Annotated in this window: 18 protein-coding genes, 1 tRNA gene and 1 pseudogene; 9 read left to right on the top strand and 11 right to left on the bottom strand. The window is 69.3% G+C overall.

The annotated features are described in order from the left end of the window. Positions 1-236: 236 nt before the first annotated feature. Positions 237-2,408, top strand: coding sequence for a transglycosylase domain-containing protein (locus AB0C28_RS04045; protein ID WP_357838840.1), 2,172 nt, complete (start codon positions 237-239; stop codon positions 2,406-2,408). A 126-nt stretch (positions 2,409-2,534) separates the two neighbouring features. Here the strand turns inward: AB0C28_RS04045 and AB0C28_RS04040 are convergent, their stop codons facing one another. Continuing rightward, on the bottom strand, positions 2,535-2,993 hold the full coding sequence (locus AB0C28_RS04040; protein ID WP_357838842.1) for a GatB/YqeY domain-containing protein: 459 nt from the start codon (positions 2,991-2,993) through the stop codon (positions 2,535-2,537). 68 nt (positions 2,994-3,061) lie between these two features. Here AB0C28_RS04040 and AB0C28_RS04035 point away from each other — a divergent pair, with 68 nt between their 5' ends. Further along, positions 3,062-3,955, top strand: coding sequence for a metallophosphoesterase (locus AB0C28_RS04035; RefSeq protein WP_357838845.1), 894 nt, complete (start codon positions 3,062-3,064; stop codon positions 3,953-3,955). A gap of 64 nt (positions 3,956-4,019) precedes the next feature. Then, a tRNA-Pro gene (locus tag AB0C28_RS04030) sits at positions 4,020-4,093 on the top strand. Between the two features lie 340 nt (positions 4,094-4,433). Here the strand turns inward: AB0C28_RS04030 and AB0C28_RS04025 are convergent. Then, entirely contained in the window at positions 4,434-5,369 is a 936-nt protein-coding gene (locus AB0C28_RS04025) for an alpha/beta hydrolase (RefSeq protein ID WP_357838847.1), read from the bottom strand. Between the two features lie 97 nt (positions 5,370-5,466). On the opposite strand from AB0C28_RS04025, the pseudogene AB0C28_RS04020 reads away from it, so the two are divergent. Next, positions 5,467-5,643: pseudogene (locus tag AB0C28_RS04020) on the top strand (transposase); the annotation flags it as partial. Between the two features lie 67 nt (positions 5,644-5,710). On the opposite strand, the gene AB0C28_RS04015 reads toward AB0C28_RS04020, so the two are convergent. After that, the gene (locus tag AB0C28_RS04015) at positions 5,711-6,745 is read right to left on the bottom strand and encodes a hypothetical protein (protein WP_358073032.1); all 1,035 of its coding nucleotides are present in this window, start codon (positions 6,743-6,745) and stop codon (positions 5,711-5,713) included. 243 nt (positions 6,746-6,988) lie between these two features. Between AB0C28_RS04015 and AB0C28_RS04010 the strand changes: the two genes are divergently transcribed. Then, positions 6,989-7,423 carry a hypothetical protein gene (locus AB0C28_RS04010; protein ID WP_358073031.1) on the top strand — a complete coding sequence of 145 codons (435 nt, stop codon included), beginning with the start codon at positions 6,989-6,991 and terminating at the stop codon, positions 7,421-7,423. A gap of 119 nt (positions 7,424-7,542) precedes the next feature. Here the strand turns inward: AB0C28_RS04010 and AB0C28_RS04005 are convergent, their stop codons facing one another. The 4 genes from AB0C28_RS04005 to AB0C28_RS03990 all read right to left on the bottom strand — a co-directional run bounded on the left by AB0C28_RS04005 (position 7,543) and on the right by AB0C28_RS03990 (position 10,780). Beyond that, a complete protein-coding gene (locus tag AB0C28_RS04005; RefSeq protein ID WP_358073030.1) occupies positions 7,543-8,319 on the bottom strand; it encodes a maleylpyruvate isomerase family mycothiol-dependent enzyme in 777 nt (258 codons plus the stop codon). Between the two features lie 69 nt (positions 8,320-8,388). Beyond that, a complete protein-coding gene (locus AB0C28_RS04000) occupies positions 8,389-8,601 on the bottom strand; it encodes a hypothetical protein (RefSeq protein WP_358073029.1) in 213 nt (70 codons plus the stop codon). Further along, positions 8,598-9,335 carry a response regulator transcription factor gene (locus AB0C28_RS03995; RefSeq protein WP_358073028.1) on the bottom strand — a complete coding sequence of 246 codons (738 nt, stop codon included), beginning with the start codon at positions 9,333-9,335 and terminating at the stop codon, positions 8,598-8,600. The genes AB0C28_RS04000 and AB0C28_RS03995 overlap by 4 nt, the downstream gene beginning before the upstream one ends. 32 nt (positions 9,336-9,367) lie before the next feature. Beyond that, entirely contained in the window at positions 9,368-10,780 is a 1,413-nt protein-coding gene (locus tag AB0C28_RS03990; protein WP_358073027.1) for a histidine kinase, read from the bottom strand. Positions 10,781-10,927: 147 nt separating this feature from the next. Between AB0C28_RS03990 and AB0C28_RS03985 the strand changes: the two genes are divergently transcribed. Next, a complete protein-coding gene (locus AB0C28_RS03985) occupies positions 10,928-12,043 on the top strand; it encodes a hypothetical protein (RefSeq protein ID WP_358073026.1) in 1,116 nt (371 codons plus the stop codon). Here AB0C28_RS03985 and AB0C28_RS03980 read toward each other — a convergent pair. The 3 genes from AB0C28_RS03980 to AB0C28_RS03970 are packed head-to-tail and all read right to left on the bottom strand — an operon-like array spanning position 12,027 to position 15,431. Further along, positions 12,027-13,796 carry a hypothetical protein gene (locus AB0C28_RS03980; RefSeq protein ID WP_358073025.1) on the bottom strand — a complete coding sequence of 590 codons (1,770 nt, stop codon included), beginning with the start codon at positions 13,794-13,796 and terminating at the stop codon, positions 12,027-12,029. The two genes, AB0C28_RS03985 and AB0C28_RS03980, sit on opposite strands and share 17 nt — an antisense overlap. 34 nt (positions 13,797-13,830) lie before the next feature. Beyond that, positions 13,831-14,475, bottom strand: coding sequence for a class I SAM-dependent methyltransferase (locus AB0C28_RS03975; RefSeq protein WP_358073024.1), 645 nt, complete (start codon positions 14,473-14,475; stop codon positions 13,831-13,833). 29 nt (positions 14,476-14,504) lie between these two features. Then, positions 14,505-15,431 (bottom strand): acyltransferase domain-containing protein, encoded by a 927-nt coding sequence (locus tag AB0C28_RS03970; RefSeq protein ID WP_358073023.1) that lies wholly within the window; start codon positions 15,429-15,431, stop codon positions 14,505-14,507. A gap of 225 nt (positions 15,432-15,656) precedes the next feature. Here AB0C28_RS03970 and AB0C28_RS03965 point away from each other — a divergent pair, with 225 nt between their 5' ends. Next, positions 15,657-16,484, top strand: coding sequence for an aminoglycoside phosphotransferase family protein (locus AB0C28_RS03965; protein WP_357838880.1), 828 nt, complete (start codon positions 15,657-15,659; stop codon positions 16,482-16,484). A 21-nt stretch (positions 16,485-16,505) separates the two neighbouring features. Here AB0C28_RS03965 and AB0C28_RS03960 read toward each other — a convergent pair whose 3' ends face one another. Further along, the gene (locus AB0C28_RS03960; RefSeq protein ID WP_358073022.1) at positions 16,506-17,399 is read right to left on the bottom strand and encodes an NmrA family NAD(P)-binding protein; all 894 of its coding nucleotides are present in this window, start codon (positions 17,397-17,399) and stop codon (positions 16,506-16,508) included. Positions 17,400-17,482: 83 nt separating this feature from the next. On the opposite strand from AB0C28_RS03960, the gene AB0C28_RS03955 reads away from it, so the two are divergent. Both AB0C28_RS03955 and AB0C28_RS03950 read left to right on the top strand, forming a co-directional pair. Then, a complete protein-coding gene (locus tag AB0C28_RS03955; RefSeq protein ID WP_358073021.1) occupies positions 17,483-18,262 on the top strand; it encodes a helix-turn-helix domain-containing protein in 780 nt (259 codons plus the stop codon). Between the two features lie 130 nt (positions 18,263-18,392). Then, a complete protein-coding gene (locus AB0C28_RS03950) occupies positions 18,393-18,905 on the top strand; it encodes a DUF3592 domain-containing protein (RefSeq protein ID WP_358073020.1) in 513 nt (170 codons plus the stop codon). Positions 18,906-18,909: the final 4 nt, after the last annotated feature.

Here is an 18,909-nt window from a genome sequence, read left to right as displayed (position 1 = left end):
GGACCAATTTCTCGCAGCAGTCTTGACCGGGAATGACTAGTCACCCCCGTCAGTCAAGGCGAAATGGTGTCGTGCTACCGGATAGGTCAGTCTTTCGACGTACCCTTGGTACCGTGCAAGCGCAGCGCAAAGATCGCTCTAACCCCGTACTCAACGTCCTGCGGCTCGTCATCGCCGGGGCCGCCGCGGGGGTACTCGCTGCCGCAGTGGCTCTGCCGGCGATCGGCGGAGCGGGCATGTCCACGAAGACCGCGGTCGAAGGGCTCAACCTCAAGCCCGAAAACCTCGACGAACCTCCTCTGCCCGAGCGCACCGAACTGTACGACGCCGATGGCAAGCAGATTGCGCAGTTCTACTTCGAGAACCGGCAGGTCGTCCGCCTCGACCAGGTCGCCCCGATCATGCAGACCGCGCTGATCGCGATCGAGGACTTCCGTTTCTACCAGCACGGGCCGATCGATGTGGAGGGAACGGCCAGAGCGCTCGTGAAAAACCTCACGAGCGGCGGCGTGATGCAGGGTGGCTCGTCGATCACCCAGCAGTACGTCAAGCAGGTGCTGGTCAACGCGGCCGAGACGCCCGAGGAGCAGGCCGCGGCCATCGCCCCCACGGTGTCGCGCAAGCTGAGCGAGCTGCGTTACGCGATGGCGATAGAGAAGAAGTACACCAAGAACCAGATTCTTGAGAAATATCTGAACATCGCCTACTTCGGCGCGGGCGCCCACGGGGTGCAGGCGGCGGCCAAGCGCTTCTTCGACAAGCCTGCCTCCAAGCTCAACCTGGTCGAGGCCGCCACCCTCGCCGGCGCGGTGCAGAACCCGGCGAGGACCGACCCCAACGTCGGCGCCGACGCCCGCAAGCGGCTGCTGGAGCGGCGCAACCTCGTCCTGGACCGGATGGCCGAGATCGGCAAGATCACCGTCCAGGAGGCCGCCGCGGCCAAGGCGAAGAAGCTGGGCTGGAAGGACGTCAAGGTCCCCGGCGGCTGCGAGGCCAGCAAATATCCGTACTTCTGCCTCTACGTCCAGTACGAGATCCTCAACAACGAGGACTTCGGCAAGAACCAGGAAGAGCGCAGGAAGCTGCTCCAGCGCGGCGGCCTGAGGATCAAGACCACGCTCGACCGCGACATGCAGGCCGCCGCCGAGCAGGCGATCAAGAAGTACGTCAGCTCCAAGGACAAGCCCGTGGCCTCGCAGGCCATGGTCGTCCCCGGCACCGGCGAGATCAAGGCGATGGCCGCCTCGCGCAAGTTCGGCCGCAGCAAGAAGAAGAACGAGATGAGCTACAACATCGTCGCCGACGGGGCGCACGGTGGCGGCCGCGGGTTCCAGCAGGGCTCGACGGCCAAGGTCTACACGCTTGCCGCGGCCCTGGAGGAGGGCCTCAAGTACGGTGACGGCTTCCCGGCGCCGTCCGGGTACAAGGCCGGCTCCTACAGCTCGTTCAAGAACTGCAAGGGCCAGAACGTCGGCGACCCCAGCCACACCGTGCGCAACTCCAGCGAGGGCGGCGGCGGCTTCAAGACCCTGGAGAGCGGCACCTGGGGCTCGGTCAACACCTTCTTCGTCAAGCTGCAGCAGAAGGTCGGGCTCTGCGACGTGGTCAAGATGGCCAAGAAGCTCGGCGTCAAGCGAGCCGACGGCCAGAAGCTGCAGGAGGTCGAGACGTTCACGCTCGGCGTCAACGAGGTCGACCCCGTCACGATCGCCAGCTCCTACGCGGTCTTCGCCTCGCGCGGCCAGTACTGCAGGCCGCTGGCCATCACCGAGATCAAGGACCGGGACGGCAAGGCCAAGCAGTACAAGCCGAAGTGCTCCCAGGTGCTGGAGGAGGAGGTCGCCGACGCGGTCAACGGCATCCTGTCCGGCGTCTTCACCAAGGGCACCATGTCCGACGTCGGCGGCATCGGGCGCGACGCGGCCGGCAAGACCGGCACGACCGACGACTACATGTCGGCCTGGTTCTCCGGCTACACCCCCAACCTGGCCTCCGCCGTCAGCCTGGGCGACCCGCGCGGCACCTCGGCCCACAAGCTGATCGGGATCACCATCGGCGGCCAGTACTACCCGTACGTGTACGGCTCGTCCATCTCCGGGCGCATCTGGAAAGACTCCATGATCAAGGCACTCAAGGGGGTCGAGGCGGCCGACTTCGCCTCGGTGGACCGGTCGCGGTTCGGCGGCTGCACCGACAACTGCGCGCCCAAGCCACCCAAGAAGAAGAAGGACGGCGACGGGCCGCGCGACCCGTTCGACATCTTCGACTTCGGCAACGGCGACAGGGACGGGCCGCGCGACGGGCGCGGCCCCGACCGCTTCGACGACGGCCCCGGCCGCGGTCGCGGCGGGGACGCCGGCCCGGTGGCCCCGCTCGGGGACACGGCCCCGATCACACCGGTCCGCTGAAGCCGCTGAGTCCTCCGCCCACGGCGTGGGAGGAGGACTCGACCTGGGCGATGACCAGGAGCGCCCCACAGGCCCGCAGAGAAGCCCTCAGCCCCTCGGGCGGGGCCGGGCGTGGTGTGCCTCGGGTCAGCCGGCGGCCAGTTTCGCCCGCACCGCCGCCGCCACCCGGCCACCCTCGGCCCGCCCGGCGACCTTCGGGTTGACGACCTTCATGACCTGCCCCATGGCTTGCGGCCCCGAGGCCCCGGTCTCGGCGACGGCCGCCTCGACCAGCGCGGCCAGCTCCTCGTCGGAGAGCTGCGCCGGCAGGTACTCCTCCAGCACCGCCTGCTCGTCCAGCTCCGCCTGAGCCTGCTCGGCCCGCCCCGCGTTGCCGAACGCCTCCGCCGCCTCGCGCCGCTTCTTCGCCTCCTTGGTCAGGACCTTGACGACCTCGTCGTCGGTCAGCTCGCGGGCCTGCTTGCCGGCGACCTCCTCGACGTTCACCGCGGCGAGTGCCATCCTGATCGTCCGGAGGCGTACCTCGTCCCGGCTCTTCAGCGAGGCCGTCAGATCGGCCTTCAGCTTGTCCTTCAATGCGCTCATGCGCTCCATCTTGCCGTCTGCGCGGACCACCAGGTCGCCTCGCGCCGGATCTCGGGCATCATGAGTACGTGAGGAAAGCCGTCGCACTGCCCCTGTCCCTGCTCGGGCTCGGCCTGGCCGGGCTGGGCTACGCCTCCGTGGTGGAGCGCAACTGGTTCCGTCTGCGCCGTTTCGACGTGCCCGTGCTGGAGCGCGGTCAGCGGCCCGTACGCGTCCTCCACCTGTCCGACCTGCACCTGACGCCACGCCGGACGATGCTGATCAACTGGGTCCGGTCGCTGGGCGCCCTGGAGCCCGACCTGGTCGTCAACACCGGCGACTCCCTGGCGCACCCGGAGGCCGTGCCCTCGCTCCTGCACGCCCTGGAGCCCCTGCTGTCGCGCCCCGGCCTGTTCGTCTACGGCAGCAACGACCTCTACGCCCCGCAGCCGAAGAACCCGGCCCGCTACCTGTGGCGCACCTCCAAGAACGACCGCCGCCAGCACGTGCCCAACCTGCCCTGGGAGGAGCTCGGGGCGGGCATGGCGGCCGAGGGCTGGCTCGACATGAACAACACCACGGCCCGCATCAAGGTCGGCGACCTCGACGTGGCCGTGGCGGGCATCCACGACTCCCACATCAACCGCGACCGCTACGACCTCGTGGCCGGCCCGGCCCCCGCCGACGCGGACCTGCGGCTCGGCGTCATGCACTCGCCCGAGCCCCGCAACATGACCCGCTTCGCCGCCGACGGCTACCAGCTCCTGCTCGCCGGCCACACGCACGGGGGCCAGCTCTGCATCCCGTTCTACGGCGCCCTGGTCACCAACTGCGGCATCGACCGCGCCCGGGTCAAGGGCCTGAGCCACCACGACTCGGCCTGGCTCCACGTCTCGGCCGGCCTCGGCACCTCCCCGTACGCCCCGGCCCGCTTCGCCTGCTTCCCGGAGGCGACCCTGCTGACCCTCGTACCGCGGCGATAAAGGCGGTCACAACCACCTTGGAAGTCCGCTAGACTTTTCCAAGCACGCGCAGCACGGCGTGCACCGGGGTGTAGCGCAGCTTGGCAGCGCGCTTCGTTCGGGACGAAGAGGTCGTGGGTTCAAATCCCGCCACCCCGACAGTTGTATCGCAGGTCAAGGGCCTGGTTCTCATGATCGAGAGCCAGGTCCTTGATCGTTTTGCCGTCATATGACCGTCCGTATGAACGCCGCCCATGGGCGCTAACGGGTTCACACGGGTTTCAGGGGGCACCGTGATCCCTGCGCTATGCGGGCGGCCAGCAGAGGCAGGTTCAAACGAAGGCCCTTGCCCGGCAGACGCCCCGCTAACGCGGCGGAGTCGTCGAGACGCCTCAGTTGTTGAGCATTGGTTCCAGGACAAGCGGCAGTGACGGTTGCGAGGTAGGGCCGACCGGCCGTACTCGGAGCAAGGTCGCTCATCACCGCGGTGCGTGGGCTGTCAAGAACGCACCGAGGCAAGGTGCCTGAGGAGCAGCTTGCTCGTGATGTCAGAGGCCTCTTCGGGAATGAAGTGCCCGATGCCCTTGAGGTTCTCCAGCCGATATGGTCCGGTGACCCAATTCTTCGTCGCTTGCACTCCCGACGGCGCGACCATCGGATCCTTCGTGCTCGCTATGAAGAGCGTCGGCACCGAAACCCGCTGCTCGTAGCCCTCGAAATCATTGGCCCGATACCAGTTCAGAGCGGCGGTCAAGGCACCCGGCCGGGAAAGCCGTCGGAAGTACTTCGCGCACTTCGCCGGGTCAACGCCCGGCAGCTTGAGCGGCCCTGAGGCGAGCATCATGTCCTCGGGGCCCGGGGCGGGCTGCCGGAAGTTGTCCATGTACTTGGAAGCCTCCTGCTGCACAGGATCCGTTCGTAGTGCTTCGGCGAACGCGCCGAGATGCGGCACAGAAACAGCGGTCAGCGAACGCACCCGCCGCGCGTACTTCGCTGCGGCGACCCATGCAACCGCAGCGCCCCAGTCGTGCCCGACAAGGTCGAACCTGCGCCAGCCCAGAGCATCAGCCATCGCCCGAACGTCCCGAACCGCATAGTCCAGCCGATATGCCTCGATCTCGGCAGGCCGTACACCTGGCGAATAGCCCCGCTGGTCAGGAGCTACCGCTCGATAACCACGCGCAGCGAGTGCCCGTATCTGGTGCTCCCACTCGATGCCGGCCTCGGGAAAGCCGTGGAGCAAGAGCACTTTCCGGCCGCGTTGCGGACCCGCGGCGACAGCATCGAAGGTGCCGGCGGCAGTGCGAATCCGTAACGGTGTGATCCGAGGAAGCTCTGCGGCACGTGCCGTACCTGAGATGCCAACGGATGCCAAACCAGCGGCAGCGCCGGCGGTCAATCGGACGAAGTCGCGCCGAGAGTGAAAGATCGACATGTGTTCAGCCTGTCAGACGGCCCAGATGCCGAAGATGAGGACTCCTGCCATCTTCTAGGTAGTGCCAGCCCTACTATCGGGGGGTTGGCGTGAGATGGCCGTCGTGATCGCCACCGCCATCACCGCCGACGGCCACCGCGAAGTGCTCCGCCTGGCCGTCTGCGACAGCGAGGACAAGGCGTTCTGGACCGAGTTCCTGCGCTCCCTGCGCGCCCGCGGCCTGCACGGGGTGCGGCTGGTCATCTCCGACGCCCACACCGGCCTGATCGCCGCGAGCCTCGACGACGCTCATACCACCGGAAGCTTCGGTCGAAACCCAGAGCCATGACCCCAGTGGGTGGTCAAGAGGTTGCTTTGAGGTACCAGAAGTCCACTTGAGCGAGTGCTTCGACGGACGTTCCCGGGGCGATGGTGCCGTACCCGCTTCCATGGACCCACTTTCCGACCAGGCGGGGAATGTAGCGGCTGGACAGGTTGGTCGCCTCGAAGATGAGGCGGCATGGCCTTTCCGCGCGCCACAGCGTTCGGGCGAAGGTGGCCATGATCTTCTCGGCGTGCGTCGCGGAGGCTTTTGTGCTGCTCGCCAGACCGTAGAAATAGATCAGGTTTTCGTTGGCGGTGGCGGCCTGTTCTTCGAGGCTCGCGCGGAATTCCGGGGAGAGCCAGTCGCAGGCGGCCAGGCCAGACATGAACAATCCGATGCAGACCAGCCGGCCCTGCTCGAATGTCACCAAGGTTTGGGTTTCGCGGTGGAAGATGGCCGCGTTGAAGGTGGACTGTGACTCCTCCATGGAGATGGGATGATGCTTGCCCAGCCAGTCGAAGCGCTCGCCGTAAAGCGCCCACAGTTGCTCTGCCAGGTGCGGATCGGCGCGTAATGAGGTGGCGTCGAGGATTGTGGCGTTCGCCTCTGCCGGGGCGCGGGGGGTCGGGTCCCTGTGGAGCGCTGCCGAGTAGGCGATCAGAGAGGCGGCGCTGCCCCGGGCGCGTGGGTCTGGGAAATCGCAGGCGACGGCTCCGGGGAAGTGTTCCGTCAGTTCTTTCTTCAGGTGATCCGTGTCGCGATGGTCGTTCTCCACGAGCACGGCGTACTCGGTGGGTAGCGTCCCTTTCCGTTGCCGCTGGAGATAGGCGGGTGGTAGCGACAGGAGAAAGGTGTTCTTCTGGGCGGTCAGCTCTCGTGTGCGGCCTGCGTCGTAACCGGTTGCGTACTCGATCGGGCAAAGGGCCGGCACCAACTGGTCGGCCACCGGGACGAGAATCGTTCGGGCGTCCTGGACCGCCGCCGCATACTGCGCTTCGGCCAGCAGGCCCAGTCTTCGAAAGCCGGTGTTCTCCCGGTCACAAAGGCTGCGATAGAACAGGAAGTTGGTCATGCGACCACCCTGCCACGGGACTTGGCGAATCGTCCGCGTAGTCGATCGCATCGTGCCGGACCGCGCGGGTGAGCACACTCAGCTGATCAGCCGCCTTCCGGTGGACGGCCTTCACTCCAAGGTAAGACCCGCGGTGGTCACAGGTGGACGGGCGATGGCGGGCGATCAGCGGCCGAGACTGCGTTATGGAGAGTTGCCCAGCAGGACACTGGCGGACAGTTACCAGCGGCGTAGCGTCAGGTCATGGGCGACGAGTTCCTGATCGAGCAAGCCAGCAGGACATTCGTGGAAGAGGGCAAAGCGTTCGCCTCGGCCAAGAATGCCAGTGAGCGGCAGCGGGCTTTATTGTCGATACGATCGGCGATCGATGCCGTCAACCCGGTTGTGTCAAGGGAGTTCCAGCGGGAGATGGTGGAGCGGCTCAATGGGGGTGACGGGGAGCTGACGATCGAGAAGGTCGGGCAGGACGACGGCCTGCGGCTGCGTGGGTCGCTCTTCGGCGAAGATCCGGAAGCGCCTTCTAGTAAGCACGACAGATTCTTACAACCCAAGAGCGGGCCGCTGTTCCCGAGCGAAAAAGAGTTCCTGACTCCGCGATATGGGCTGGATGAGTTTCGTATCGGCGGCGACGAGGAGCGGGAGTTCAAGTGGCCCTGGGAGGACAAGCCCCGTTTCTGAACGCTCCACCTGGTGACTGGGTGACGGGATAGACGTAACCCGAGGTGCAGGGGCTCCGAAAAGCGGTGGGTAGCCGGTGCACCTGAATGTCGGGGTGCGTGGTCTCGTTCGAGGGTGGGTCAGGCGTCGGTGACCCAGTTCATGTGCTCGATCCAGAGGTCGAACATGGCCCGGTCGCCCTGGATGTCCAGGGTCGAAGCCGCCGGCGGGCGGCGGCGGCTGAGGACCAGGAGGAGGTCGGTGGCTGGGCCGGTCACCACGACGTCCGCGTCCGCGTGGGTGCGCTCCAGTGTGACCTCGTCCGGCTCGCGGCGGGCCGTCCACTCGCCGGACGCGTCGGTCGCGTGGAAGTGCAAGGTCTGGCCGTTGCCGCGGAGCGCGTCGGCGAAGGCGGGCCGGTTCTCCCAGTAGCCGCGGGATGTCATCGTTGCCAGCCAGTCCTCGGTGGCCGCGACTGCGAGGTCCGGGGCCAGGTCGTACCGCTGGCCGAGGGTCGCGGCCGCATCCGCGCGGTGCACGCACGCCTCGCCGAACAGCCGGCGTGACCAGAACGGCACGCCCGCGGCGGCGCCCGACGGATCCCACACCGGCGTGTCGTCGGTGACGGAGGCGAAGGCGCGCTCCGCTTCTGCCGCCCCTTCGGTCAGCCAGGTGCGCCACTGGCTCGAATCTGCCGGGGCCGGGATGTAGCGGGCGTAGGCGCTGTCCGGCTCGGACAGTTGCTCGCCGACGAGCATGGCCACCATGCGCTGTACGGCGCCGACGTGGTCGACCAGGTCGGCCAGGGTCCACTTCGGACAGGTCGGCACCGGGGCCGTCGCATCCCTGCCGTCCACCCAGTCGGCGAACGTCCTCGTCTGCTCGGCAACGGCCTGCACATACGCGGATGTGTCCATCTGCACCTCCCGGACGCGGGGTTCTGTGCAGTGATACTTCCCTATGAGCTTCTCGGAGGGCCAGGGCAGCTATGAGGGCATTCGCCGGACATTTTCACCTTGGCTCACCTCGACATCGTGCTCCGAGAAGACCTCAAGGAGGTCGTCCAGGACGATCTTCGGGTTCCAGTACCGCAGGTCGTGGGTGGGCCGGTCGTAGCCGGGGACGAGATTCCGGCTGGCCACGTCGTGGCCGGCCGCGAGGCCGAGCAGCACCCATCGCGCGCCCGGATCCGTGATCATGGGGTTATGATGCCGCTTTCCCATGCCCAGGCGGCGATGTCGACGCGGTTGCGGGTGCCGAGTTTGTTCTGGATGCCGGCGATGTGGTTTTTCACGGTGCCGGGTGAGATGAACAGGATGGTGGCGATCTCGGCGTTGGTGTGACCGCGGGCTACCAGCCGGGTGATCTGCAGTTCGCGGTCGGTGAGGCGGGCCGTTCCCGTACGGGCCGGTCGGGGTGGCGGCGTGGTGAGGTGGCGCAGGAGTCGTACGGTGACCTGCGGGCTGATCAGGGTGTCGCCGGACATCGCGGCGCGCACGGCTTCGGTCAGCAGGGCCGGGCCCGAGCGTTTGAGCAGGAATCCGCAGGCGCCGTTGCGTAGTGCGGTGTGTACGTACTCGTCGAGGTCGAACGTGGTGACGACCACGACGCGGATGGGGTCGGGGACGTTCGGGCCGGCGAGCAGGCGGGTGACTTCGAGCCCGTCGAGGCCGGGCATGCGGATGTCAGCGAGCACGACGTCCGGGCGCAGGTGACGGGCCTGCTCCACGGCGGCGGTGCCGGTGGCGGCCTCCGCGATGACGGTCATGTCGGGTTGGCTGTCGAGGATGATGCGGAAGGCGTGGCGGATGTTCTCCTGGTCGTCCGCGAGAAGGATGCGGGTCGGGCCCTTGGTCACACCCTTGGGCGGGTTGTTCGTCGGGTTGCTGGTCGTCCGTTGATCCGTGGCGTGATCGGGCTCGCCGCTGGTCATGCGCTGATCTGGGCGGTCATCAGGCTCGGTGGTCATGTGCCGGCTCGGGTGGGGCGCAGGTTCGCCGGCGTGGGGTCCAAGGGCAACGTGGTGGTGACGCGCCAGCCGCTGCTCGGGGTGTGGGGGCCGGCGACCAGGGTGCCGCCGAGTGCTTCGACGCGTTCGGTCAGGCCGGCCAGGCCGAGGCCGCCACGCCTGCCGACGCCGTCGACCAGGTCAGTCCCGGTCATGTCCGCGCCAACCGTGGCCGAGTCGGATGTGGCCGCGCCAGCCGTGGCCGCGTGGGGTGGCGCGCCGGTGCGGGCGTCGTTGGTGACGCTGATTTCAAGGGCGGGCCCGGCGTCGTCTCGGATGCGGTGGATGCTCACCTCCACCCGGCTCGCCGTCCGCGCGTGGCGGCGCACGTTGGTCAGCGACTCGACGACGACTCGGTACGCCGTCGCGGCCACGTCCCGGGGCACCCGATCGGCCGTCCCCTGCTCGTGGAGAGCCTCCTCAAGGTCGAGGTGGACCGTGGCTGTGCCCGAGGACGAGAACCTCTCGGCCAGTTCCGCGAGGTCGGCGAGGCTCGGCACCGGCGTGCGCGGCGCCGCCGGCCCAACCGCGCCGCCCAGGCCAGAGCCGGAGCCGGCATCGGCGTCAGCGTCCGGATCGAGTCCGAGATCGGGGTCGGGGTCAGGGTCGGGGTCAGGGCCGGGGTCGTGCAGCATCCGTACGGTTCTGTCCATCGAGCCCAGCGCATGCAAGGCGGCATGCTCGATCCGTCCGAACGTCGCCACCGCCTGCTCCGGGTCATGCCCGGCGACGATCTGACCGGCCTGAGCCTGGGCGAGCATCTCGCTGATGTCGTGGGCGACGAAGTCGTGCAGGTCGCGGGCCAGTTGCAGCCGCTGCTCCTGACGGGCCACCCGTACCGAACGCGCCCGGAGATCGTCCAGTGACCGCAGATAGAGCCCGACCATGGCCGCGAGCACCGCGAACAACGCCCACACCGCGAACCCCGCCAGCGCCGCCGGATCCGGCGTTCCCAAGCCCACCCGTACCAACAGGATCGGCACGGCAACCCCGGCCAGCCCCGCGGAGACGATCGCCGGGCGGACGGGCGCGGCCCGTACCGTCAGCAGGATCAAAATCAGCAGCCCGGCGGACTCGACGAAGAGCCACCCGCTCGCTGAGCTCAGGCCCACCGCGTCGAGCGACACGACGCCGGCGGTCGCGGCCAGGGACACGACGCCTGCCGCGCCCGTGATGAGCGCGATCCGGCCGCGATCGGCCGGCCACGCGGACAGCACTCTGATGACGGCGGCCGTCGTCAACGCCACCGGCACGGTGGCCGGCGCGCCGAACGCGGGCGCGGCCGCGAGTCCGGTCAGCGTCACGACGACGATCGCGACCAGGCCGGCCCGCGCACGCCACCGCACGGTCGGGCTGCTTCCTGGGGGCATGTTTCGAGCTTAGCCAGGCGGGTTCGGCACGCCGCCAGTGCCGAACGGCACATCTTGCGCGCGCATCCACGCCCAAGATGTGCCGTTCGGCACCTCGGCCGGTGGCCTCGGGCTCCTCGATGCTGGGCCGAGGAGGTGGTGGACGTGATGAGGCGATGGTTTCGCTGGTCGGCGCACTGGCCGGTGTGGTCGGGGTATGCCGCGGCAGGAGGGTCGGCGCTCTACGGAGCGCTGGGGGTGTTCTGGGCGATGGGCGGCGGTGGTTTTCCGTTCGCGCCCGTCGAGGACGACCTCGCGTCGGGCTCGATCCTTGAGGGCAGCGAGGCCGGGGCCGTCGCGCCTGTCATGGCCGTGGTCGGGCTGATCGGTACGGTCGCGGCCCTGACGATGACTCGGCAGTGGGGACGAAACGGGGTGCGTAAGGCGCTGATCGGCTTCGGGTGGGGTCTGGCCGGGCTGCTTGTCCTGATAATTCCGGACTTCTCGTTGCTCGCGTTGATCGCCTTCTCACCCCTGCTGCTGGTGTTCGCCTTCACCGGCGTTCCCGGACCGCAGGAGGGCATCGGGGACATCCTGTACTGGCACCGGACGAACCTCATCATCCTCTTCGTCATCGGCGTCCTGTGGGCCCTGACCACCCTCGCCTACCAGCGGCGTACCAGTACCAGGCAGGTCTGCGCGCACTGCGGCCGGGGCGAGGCGACGATCGCGCGCTGGACCACTCCTGAGGCGGCGCGCCGCTGGGGCCGGTGGGCCGTGTACGTGGCCTGCGCCGCACCGGTCCCGTACGAGATCACCAGGATCGCCTGGTACGCCGGCATCCCGCTCGGCATCACCGACGACTTCCTCCGCATGATGCGGGAGACGCCCGGCATGCTGGAGGTGGGTCTCGGCTGCGCGCTCGCCTCGATCGGCGGCGCCGTCCTGACCCAGGGCCTGACCCGGCACTGGGGCGAGGTCTATCCGCGCTGGATCTGGTTCAGGGCGGGCCAACGGGTGCCGCCCGCGCTCGCCGTCGTCCCGGCGACCCTCGTGGCGCTCGCCGCGATTCCCGCCGGCTTCATGAACCTCCGCATGAGCTTCGATGCCGGCCTGGGCGAATCGTGGGGCCTCAACGCGCCCGGGGTGCTGTGGATCTTCTGGGGCGCGGGCCTCGGCCTCGCCGCGTACGCCTACGCCCTGCGCCGCCGGGGAAGCTGCCGCCACTGCCGGACACCAGCAAGGGTTCGACAGGGCCGCAGGCCGTTCACGACTTCAGCTTGAGCTTCTTCCTCGACGCGCCCGGGAACACGACGACCAGATGCTCCTCCGCCACGTCATTCACCCGGATATAAACACGGAGCCGGTAACGGCCCTTGCCCTTGATCGCCAGGTTCGGCATCGGGGCGCCCGCGCCCACCTCTCCCCCGTCCATCTCCGGCACGCTGAGCCGGCCGCTGCGGCTGATGAGCGGCACCTCGCTGACCTGGTCCCAGCCCGCCGTCCGCGGTGGCGGCGCGGTGCGGAACGCCTTCACCGTCAGGCAGACGTCGGAGACGTCCGCGACGTGCCCGACGAGCGCCGCGGTGCCGGCCACCCCGATCCCGGTGCTGTCGTCGTAGCTCCTGTCCGTCGCCTCCTCCGCCGCCTCTTCGAGCTCAGGGTCGTAGACCAGATAGCCGGGGTCGCCGTCGACGAACAGGAAATAGTTGGCCGTGGCCTGGACGACGCCCTTCGTCCGCGGCCACGGGTCGCGGCACCTCGCGTTCGCCTCGGCGATGTCATCGGCGTAGTCCGCCCGCGTCTCCGCGGTCGAGCGCAGCAGGTCGGGTCGGGTCGCGCCGACGGTCTCCGGGCAGACGTAGACGAGGTCCCACAAATCCACGCCCCAGGTGGACCGCGTGCTCCCGGCGCGGGCCAAGATCGCCTGCTGCTCGTCGCGGTCGTCCGTCCGGCACAACACCCGCCCGTACGCGAGGATCGCCTGGTCGGACATGCTGTCCGGGAACATGGGCGAAACCCCGCCCTCTGTGCTGCGCGCCCGGCAGAGGAACGCGGCGTCGCGTTCCTCCGGTTTCAGGTCGCCGAAGGCCGGCCGGTAGTAACAGTCGCTCGACCCGCCGCTGTACGTGAGGTGCGCGGCCTCCTCCGGCTGGATCAGCACGGTGAGCGGCAGTACGGTCACCGCCGCCACGAGAACGCGGTTCACCCGCCGCCGCGCGGGCGAAGGGCCGGCCGCCGGGCGGCTCTCGGCGGCCAGTTCACGGGCGGTCGCCGCGTGCCACACGGTGGTGACGAGCGCGATCGTGTTCCAGACGACCGGCATCGCCACCGTGCCGTCGCGGAAGATCTCGTCCATGAGCCGGTCGAACGGGAGGATGAGCGCGTACAGGCCCACCGACGACCACCCCGCGACCAGCGTGCCGCGGCTCCATCGGCCGTCGCGCCACTGCCCGACGACCGTGAGGACGGTCGCCACCACCGGGCTCAGCGCCGAGCTCACCGCGAGGACGTCGCTCGGACCGAACTCCGGCAGGTCCAGCCGGTCGAGGACGCCGTTGGCCGTCAGTGCCAGCTCGACCGCGAACACCACTCCGGCCGCCGCACGCAACCCGGGAGACCGCCAGCGGATGACGAGCAGGTAGAGCACGTAGACAGCGGCCCACAGGACGAGGGAGAACACCGCGTCCACCACGTCGGGAAGCAGCTCGATCGGCAACCACAGCACGAGGGTGTAGGCCACCATCAGGTACAGCAGCGCGCGCAGCGCCTTCGCCCGGCGGTCCAGCGTTCCCCGCCTGGGGGTGCGCAGGATCAGCCACAGGAGCGCGGCCTTCACCGGGGCGGCCACGATCAGTGTCACCGTCGTCGGGGTGTCGAATCCCGCGTCCGTGTAGAGCCACACACCGCCCAGCGGCGACCATTCGACGGCCATCCAGAGCCATTCGTCGCCGAGAACGAGCCCCGCGACCGCCGCCGCGAGAACCAGACCTACCGCTCCAAGCCTGATGATCCGCCATAAACCAGCCGAAGACATGGAACGCGATCTTAGTGCGCCGCCGCCCCAGGGCTCAGGCGGTTCGCCGGCGCATCAGTAGGTGGCCGCGGCGGAAACGTTCGTCCTCCAGCGGCTCGCGCAACATCCGCCCCACCTCGACGAACTCTTCCTTACGCGCCATTTCGGCCAGCTCGTCGATCGGCCACCGGTAGGCCGGCGTGACCTTGTGGTCGAACTCCTCCACCGGCCCGCCCTCGGACTCGAAGAACCCGAGCAGCAGGTGACCGCCGGGGGCCAGCACGCGGCGGAACTCGGCGAAGTACGACGGCAGCTGCGGCGGCGGGACGTGGATGGCGGAGTACCAGGAGAGCAGGCCGCCCAGCTCGCCGTCCGCCACGTCGATGGCGTCCATCGAACCGAGCTCGAAACGCAGGCCGGGATAGTCCTTGCGGGCGATGTCGAGCAGCGCGGGAGACACGTCGATGCCGAAGGCGTCCAGGCCGAGGTCCCGTAGGTGCGCCGTCATGTACCCGGGCCCGCAGCCGGCCTCGACGACGGGACGGGGTCCTCCTGCCCGGACGAGCTCGGCGAACACGGAGACGATCGCGCGGTCCATGGGGAGGCGGTCGAGCGAGTCCCGGACGAGGTCGGCGTAGAGCTGGGCGACGGCGTCGTAGGCGTCCGCGGTCGTGGTCAGGTAGGAGGAGGATTCGGCCATGGCGGACGACTGTAGCCCATCGATCGGCGTCAGCGAGCCGTCCGGTACGGGATCCAGCCGGTGCGTGCCCGCCAGTTGCGTCCGGAGCGAAGGTGGGCCACGTACGCCCGCTGCAGGGACGTTCCCTGGGGCAGATCCGCGAGCCGGCTTTCGGTGACCGGCTCTTGCCGGCTCGGCTCGCTGAAAAGGTATTCCAGCAGGTCGCCGTCCGCGAGATCCGCGTCGCCCGACGTCAGGGGCTTCAAGGTGAAGCGGCGCATGAACCGCAGGATGTTCGACCGCTCGGGGAGATATTCGGCGAGTTGCGGGTCGAGCAACCAGGAATGGCAGGCGAAGTGGGAGACCGGCTCGTCGGGGAAATGGCGCTCGAAGAACGTTCGCGCCAGGTCGAACGATTCGTCGCGGGAATCCGGGGACAGCGGCGTGCCGGACGGGATGTGCAAGTGCAGGACGGATCCGGTCGTGCCGTCCGGGCGTTCGCCGTGGCCGCGGTCGTACTCCAGGCGGCCGAGCTTGTATTCGGTGCCCCGGAATTTCAGCGGCGGGCACCACTGGTCGAATCCGCCGACCCCACCCACGCCGTGCACGGACCGGTGCTCGGCCATCATGGGCCCGAGCGTGGACAGCGTCTCCCAGGACGTCCGGCGGTCGATGCCGCGCTCGGCGTGATAGCGGAGCGTCCGCGGCAGGACGGCGAGATAAAGCCAGACGTAGAGATGAAGGGCCACCGGGCCGGCGTCGGCGGGGAAAGCCGGTAAAGCGCGATATCCGTCGGCCGGGAGCGCCGCGCCCAGATGCGAGGTCAGGTCCCGGTGGCACTGCTCCAGGCTCCGCCACAGCTCCGGGTGCCCCTGAGGGTCGGGCCGCGCCGCCAGCGTCTCGTCCCTGTCCCGGGACGAGACGCCCAGGCGCTCCAGCAGCCGCACCGCTTCCGCGTCCGAAGGAAGATCGAGCATGTGCGCCACACTACGACGCCTCATCGCTCGCGAGGTGGCGGAGGGCAGACGGTGTGTGCGGAACCTTTGCCAGCATGACATCCTGCTTCCGGCCCGCGTGCCGGCCCCGGCCGCGACACCCTGACCATCCGGTGCCGGCCTCAGCCGCGACGTCGAGGCCGTCCGGAAGTCCGCCTCGACCTGGATGCTCCACCTGGATGTCTCGACCTGGATGTACGTGAGGACATGACCACTGATCCCACCCCCGGCGAACTGCTGGAGATCGCCGCCGCGCTCCTGCCCGGACATTCCCTCGCGGATGCTCGGGTCGGCGGCGGCAATCTGCATCACGTCGTGCTCGTTCCCGGCACCGCGGCCGTACGGGTGAGCAGGCGGCCGTCGTCGGCGCGGGAGATGCCCCGCCGCGTGGAGGTGCTGCGGGAGGTCGCCGGGGCCGGGCTACCGTTCGCGGTGCCGGAGCCGCTGACGCCGGTGACCTGGTTCGGCGAGCGGGCGGCGGTCGCCGTGTCGTGGATCGAGGGCGCGGAGTTGCCCGAGGGGCAGGGCGATCCGGGCGAGATCGGGGCGTTGCTGCGCGCGGTGCGGGAAGTCCCCGTCACTCCGCGGCTGCGAGGGCTGCTGCACGTGCCGAGGGCGGCGGGATGGGCTGAGGGGCTGCTCGACGAGGTGGTGCCGCGGTTGCCCGACCGGTGGCGGGACGAGTGCCGCCGGGGGCTCGAAGCGGCGCGGGATCTGGAGCCCGTACCGGATGTGCTGGTTCATGGCGATCTGGGTGGCGCCAACGTGCACTGGAGCTCCGACGGCCGCCTGATCGGGGTCCTCGACTGGGATCAGGCCCACCTGTTCGACCCGGCGATCGACGCCGCCCTGATGGCCTGGCACGGCTGGGACAACGTCAAGGCGGCCGTGGACCCCGAGACCTACCGGCGAGCCCGGATCTACGACGCCCCGATCGGGGTCGGGCATCTCGTCGGGGTGCTCGACGGCCGCCCGCTGACGAACGTCGACGTGTACGCGCGCAGCATCGTCGCCTGGCTGGACGAGACCCCGTAAGCCGTCGAGGACGATGGGCGGTCAGGACGGAGCGAGGCGGGCTCGGATGGCGGCGGCGCCGCCTTCGGTGAGCCAGTCGGCGAAGGTACGCAGCCCGGGATGGATCACGCGCAGGGCCTCGATGTCGGCGTGCCAGCGGTGACCGGCGATCCACCGTTTCCTGGTCTCGGCGATGTCCGCGCTGATCGCGGCGGCCTCATCGTCGGTGAGCTGCTCGTACCGGATCGGGAAGCCGGTGGCCGCGGTGATCGCGGCGGCGGCCTCGACGGGGGTCGGCTGGTCACCGGCCAGTTCCAGGGTCCTGCCCGCGAACCGTTCCGGCTCCGCGAACGCGAGCGCGGCGAAGTCGGCGATGTCCTCCAGCGCGATGATCTGCATGGGCTCGTCCGGGGGGAACAGATGACGGTGCACACCGTTGGCGAGTCCGTCGATGGCGAACGTTCTGTCGCTCAGGTAGTTGGTCATGAACCGGACGGGACGCAGCACGGTGGACAGCGGGATGTGGTCGTGCAGGTACTCCTCGATCATCACCTTCCCCTCCCAGCCCGGCGAAGCGGCGGAGGCCGAGGCGACGGTGCTGAAGACGACCTGCTCGACTCCCGCGGCGGCGGCCGCGTCGATCAGCGCCCGGCCGCGGGCCGCTTCGAGCGCCGTATCGGGTCCTGAGGGCGTGAACCGCACCGGCGGTATGCCGAACACGGCGGTGACGCCGTCGAGTGCCGGCGGCAGGCCGGCCGGATCGTCGAAGTCGCCGCGTGCGAGCTGGGCGCCGGCGGCGGCCAGTGCGGCCGCGGCGGGTGCGGCCGGGTCACGCACCAGGGCTCGCACCGGCCGGCCCGCGGCGAGCAACCGCCGGGCGGTGGCGCCGCCCTGCTTGCCGGTGGCGCCGGTGACCAGGATGAGAGAGTCCGTCATGGCGTCCCTTTCTGAGACGGTGGATACTGACAACGATCCGGAATGCTCCACCCCCTTTCATCCGCGGACAAGGATTACGTGACATGACAGTGGCACCGGGCACGGTGGTCGCCGGGCGCTCCGACGCCCGCAGGAATCGGGAGATCGTGCTGCGTACCGCGATGCGCGTGTTCGCCGAGGAGGGCCTGGAGGTGTCGCTGGGCCGGATCGCGCAGCGCGCCGGAGTCGGCGCCGGGACCGTCTACCGGCATTTCCCGAGCAAGGAGATCCTGGTCGAGGCGGTGCTCGCCGAGCAGGTCCAGGGTTTCGTGGTCGCCGCGGGCGAGTGGGCCGCCCGCGCCGCGCCCGGGGACGCGCTGTTCGGGTTCCTGCTCGAGGTGATCGAGAAGTCGGCCGGTCGCCGGCACGTCTGCGACGCGTTGACCGCCGACCAGAGCTGGCCGCGCGCTCTGCTGGCCGCGGCGGCACAGCGGTTCCGCGAGGCCCTTGAGCACCTGCTGCACGACGCGAAGCGGGCCGGCGCGATCCGCGCGGATGTGCGGGTCGAGGACCTGGCCGCGCTGGCCGTCGGCGGCTCCGCGCTGCGGGCGGCGCACCGGGACCGGGCTCGGGGCACTCAGCTGGTACGGGTGCTGCTGGACGGGCTGCGCACCCCCGCCGTCACGGAACCTTCCACGTTTCGTGACACGCGTGCCCTTCAGCGTCACGAAACCGGCGCCGGCCACTGCGTGGAGTGCGGCGCTCGGCTACGGGCCAGGACCACCGGGAGGCCGGCCCGCTACTGCGGCCCGACCTGCCGGCAGCGCGCCCGCCGCCGCCGCATCGGTGAGGACGGCGGTGCGGGGTCAGGTCCGGCCGGCTGAACGAGCGGCAGGCCGTATCCGCTGATCAACACGTATGACGGGCGGAAAAGTCGGCGCGTGACGCAAACCTCTGTGGCCCCATGAGCCTCTAAATGAACAGGACGACTCAAGGGGGTCCGCGGTGCAAGGCGTGTTCGAGTACTTTCCGCTCCTGTTCGTGGCATTCGGCATCGTGGTCATCGGGGTGTCGGTCAAAGGGCTGATCGGCTTCCAGCGGTTCGCGCAGCGGGCGCTGCGGGTGCCGGGCGTCGTGAGTGACGTACGGACCACGTTCGCCGGACGGGGTGAGGGCCTGAAGGCCACGCACCGGCCGGTCCTGACCTTCACCACCGTGGACGGGCGGGAGATCACCACGGAGGCGTCCACCGCCTCCGACCTGGGCGTCGGCAACGCGACCGAGGTCCTCTACGACCCGCAGGACCCGACCAGCGCCATGCCCGCCGACACGGCCGCCGGTTACGGCGGGATCGTCGCCGGGGTCATCGCGCTCGGCATCGGCCTGGCCTTCTTCTCGGCCTTCTCCGGCGTCACGGACGTCACGACGGGCAGCAGCGGCGGCGGCCCGGCGCAGTGCGAGATCCGCCAGGCCGACGGCTCCTTCCAACCCGCCGCCTGCCCACCCGGCCTCGACCTGGACAACTGACAAC

The sequence above is a fragment of the Nonomuraea sp. NPDC048892 genome (assembly GCF_040649735.1).
Classification (GTDB): domain Bacteria; phylum Actinomycetota; class Actinomycetes; order Streptosporangiales; family Streptosporangiaceae; genus Nonomuraea; species Nonomuraea maheshkhaliensis.
This window is presented reverse-complemented; position numbering and strand designations above follow the sequence as displayed.

Bases quoted from the DNA above. Each gene is read 5' to 3' on its own strand.
- AB0C28_RS04045 (WP_357838840.1), top strand. From the start codon at position 237: ATGTCCACGAAGACCGCGGTCGAAGGGCTCAACCTCAAGCCCGAAAAC.
- AB0C28_RS04040 (WP_357838842.1), bottom strand. From the start codon at position 2,993: ATGAGCGCATTGAAGGACAAGCTGAAGGCCGATCTGACGGCCTCGCTG.
- AB0C28_RS04025 (WP_357838847.1), bottom strand. From the start codon at position 5,369: ATGTCGATCTTTCACTCTCGGCGCGACTTCGTCCGATTGACCGCCGGC.
- AB0C28_RS04015 (WP_358073032.1), bottom strand. From the start codon at position 6,745: ATGACCAACTTCCTGTTCTATCGCAGCCTTTGTGACCGGGAGAACACC.
- AB0C28_RS04010 (WP_358073031.1), top strand. From the start codon at position 6,989: ATGGGCGACGAGTTCCTGATCGAGCAAGCCAGCAGGACATTCGTGGAA.
- AB0C28_RS04005 (WP_358073030.1), bottom strand. From the start codon at position 8,319: ATGGACACATCCGCGTATGTGCAGGCCGTTGCCGAGCAGACGAGGACG.
- AB0C28_RS04000 (WP_358073029.1), bottom strand. From the start codon at position 8,601: ATGATCACGGATCCGGGCGCGCGATGGGTGCTGCTCGGCCTCGCGGCC.
- AB0C28_RS03995 (WP_358073028.1), bottom strand. From the start codon at position 9,335: ATGACCAGCGGCGAGCCCGATCACGCCACGGATCAACGGACGACCAGC.
- AB0C28_RS03990 (WP_358073027.1), bottom strand. From the start codon at position 10,780: ATGCCCCCAGGAAGCAGCCCGACCGTGCGGTGGCGTGCGCGGGCCGGC.
- AB0C28_RS03985 (WP_358073026.1), top strand. From the start codon at position 10,928: ATGAGGCGATGGTTTCGCTGGTCGGCGCACTGGCCGGTGTGGTCGGGG.
- AB0C28_RS03980 (WP_358073025.1), bottom strand. From the start codon at position 13,796: ATGTCTTCGGCTGGTTTATGGCGGATCATCAGGCTTGGAGCGGTAGGT.
- AB0C28_RS03975 (WP_358073024.1), bottom strand. From the start codon at position 14,475: ATGGCCGAATCCTCCTCCTACCTGACCACGACCGCGGACGCCTACGAC.
- AB0C28_RS03970 (WP_358073023.1), bottom strand. From the start codon at position 15,431: ATGCTCGATCTTCCTTCGGACGCGGAAGCGGTGCGGCTGCTGGAGCGC.
- AB0C28_RS03965 (WP_357838880.1), top strand. From the start codon at position 15,657: ATGACCACTGATCCCACCCCCGGCGAACTGCTGGAGATCGCCGCCGCG.
- AB0C28_RS03960 (WP_358073022.1), bottom strand. From the start codon at position 17,399: ATGACGGACTCTCTCATCCTGGTCACCGGCGCCACCGGCAAGCAGGGC.
- AB0C28_RS03955 (WP_358073021.1), top strand. From the start codon at position 17,483: ATGACAGTGGCACCGGGCACGGTGGTCGCCGGGCGCTCCGACGCCCGC.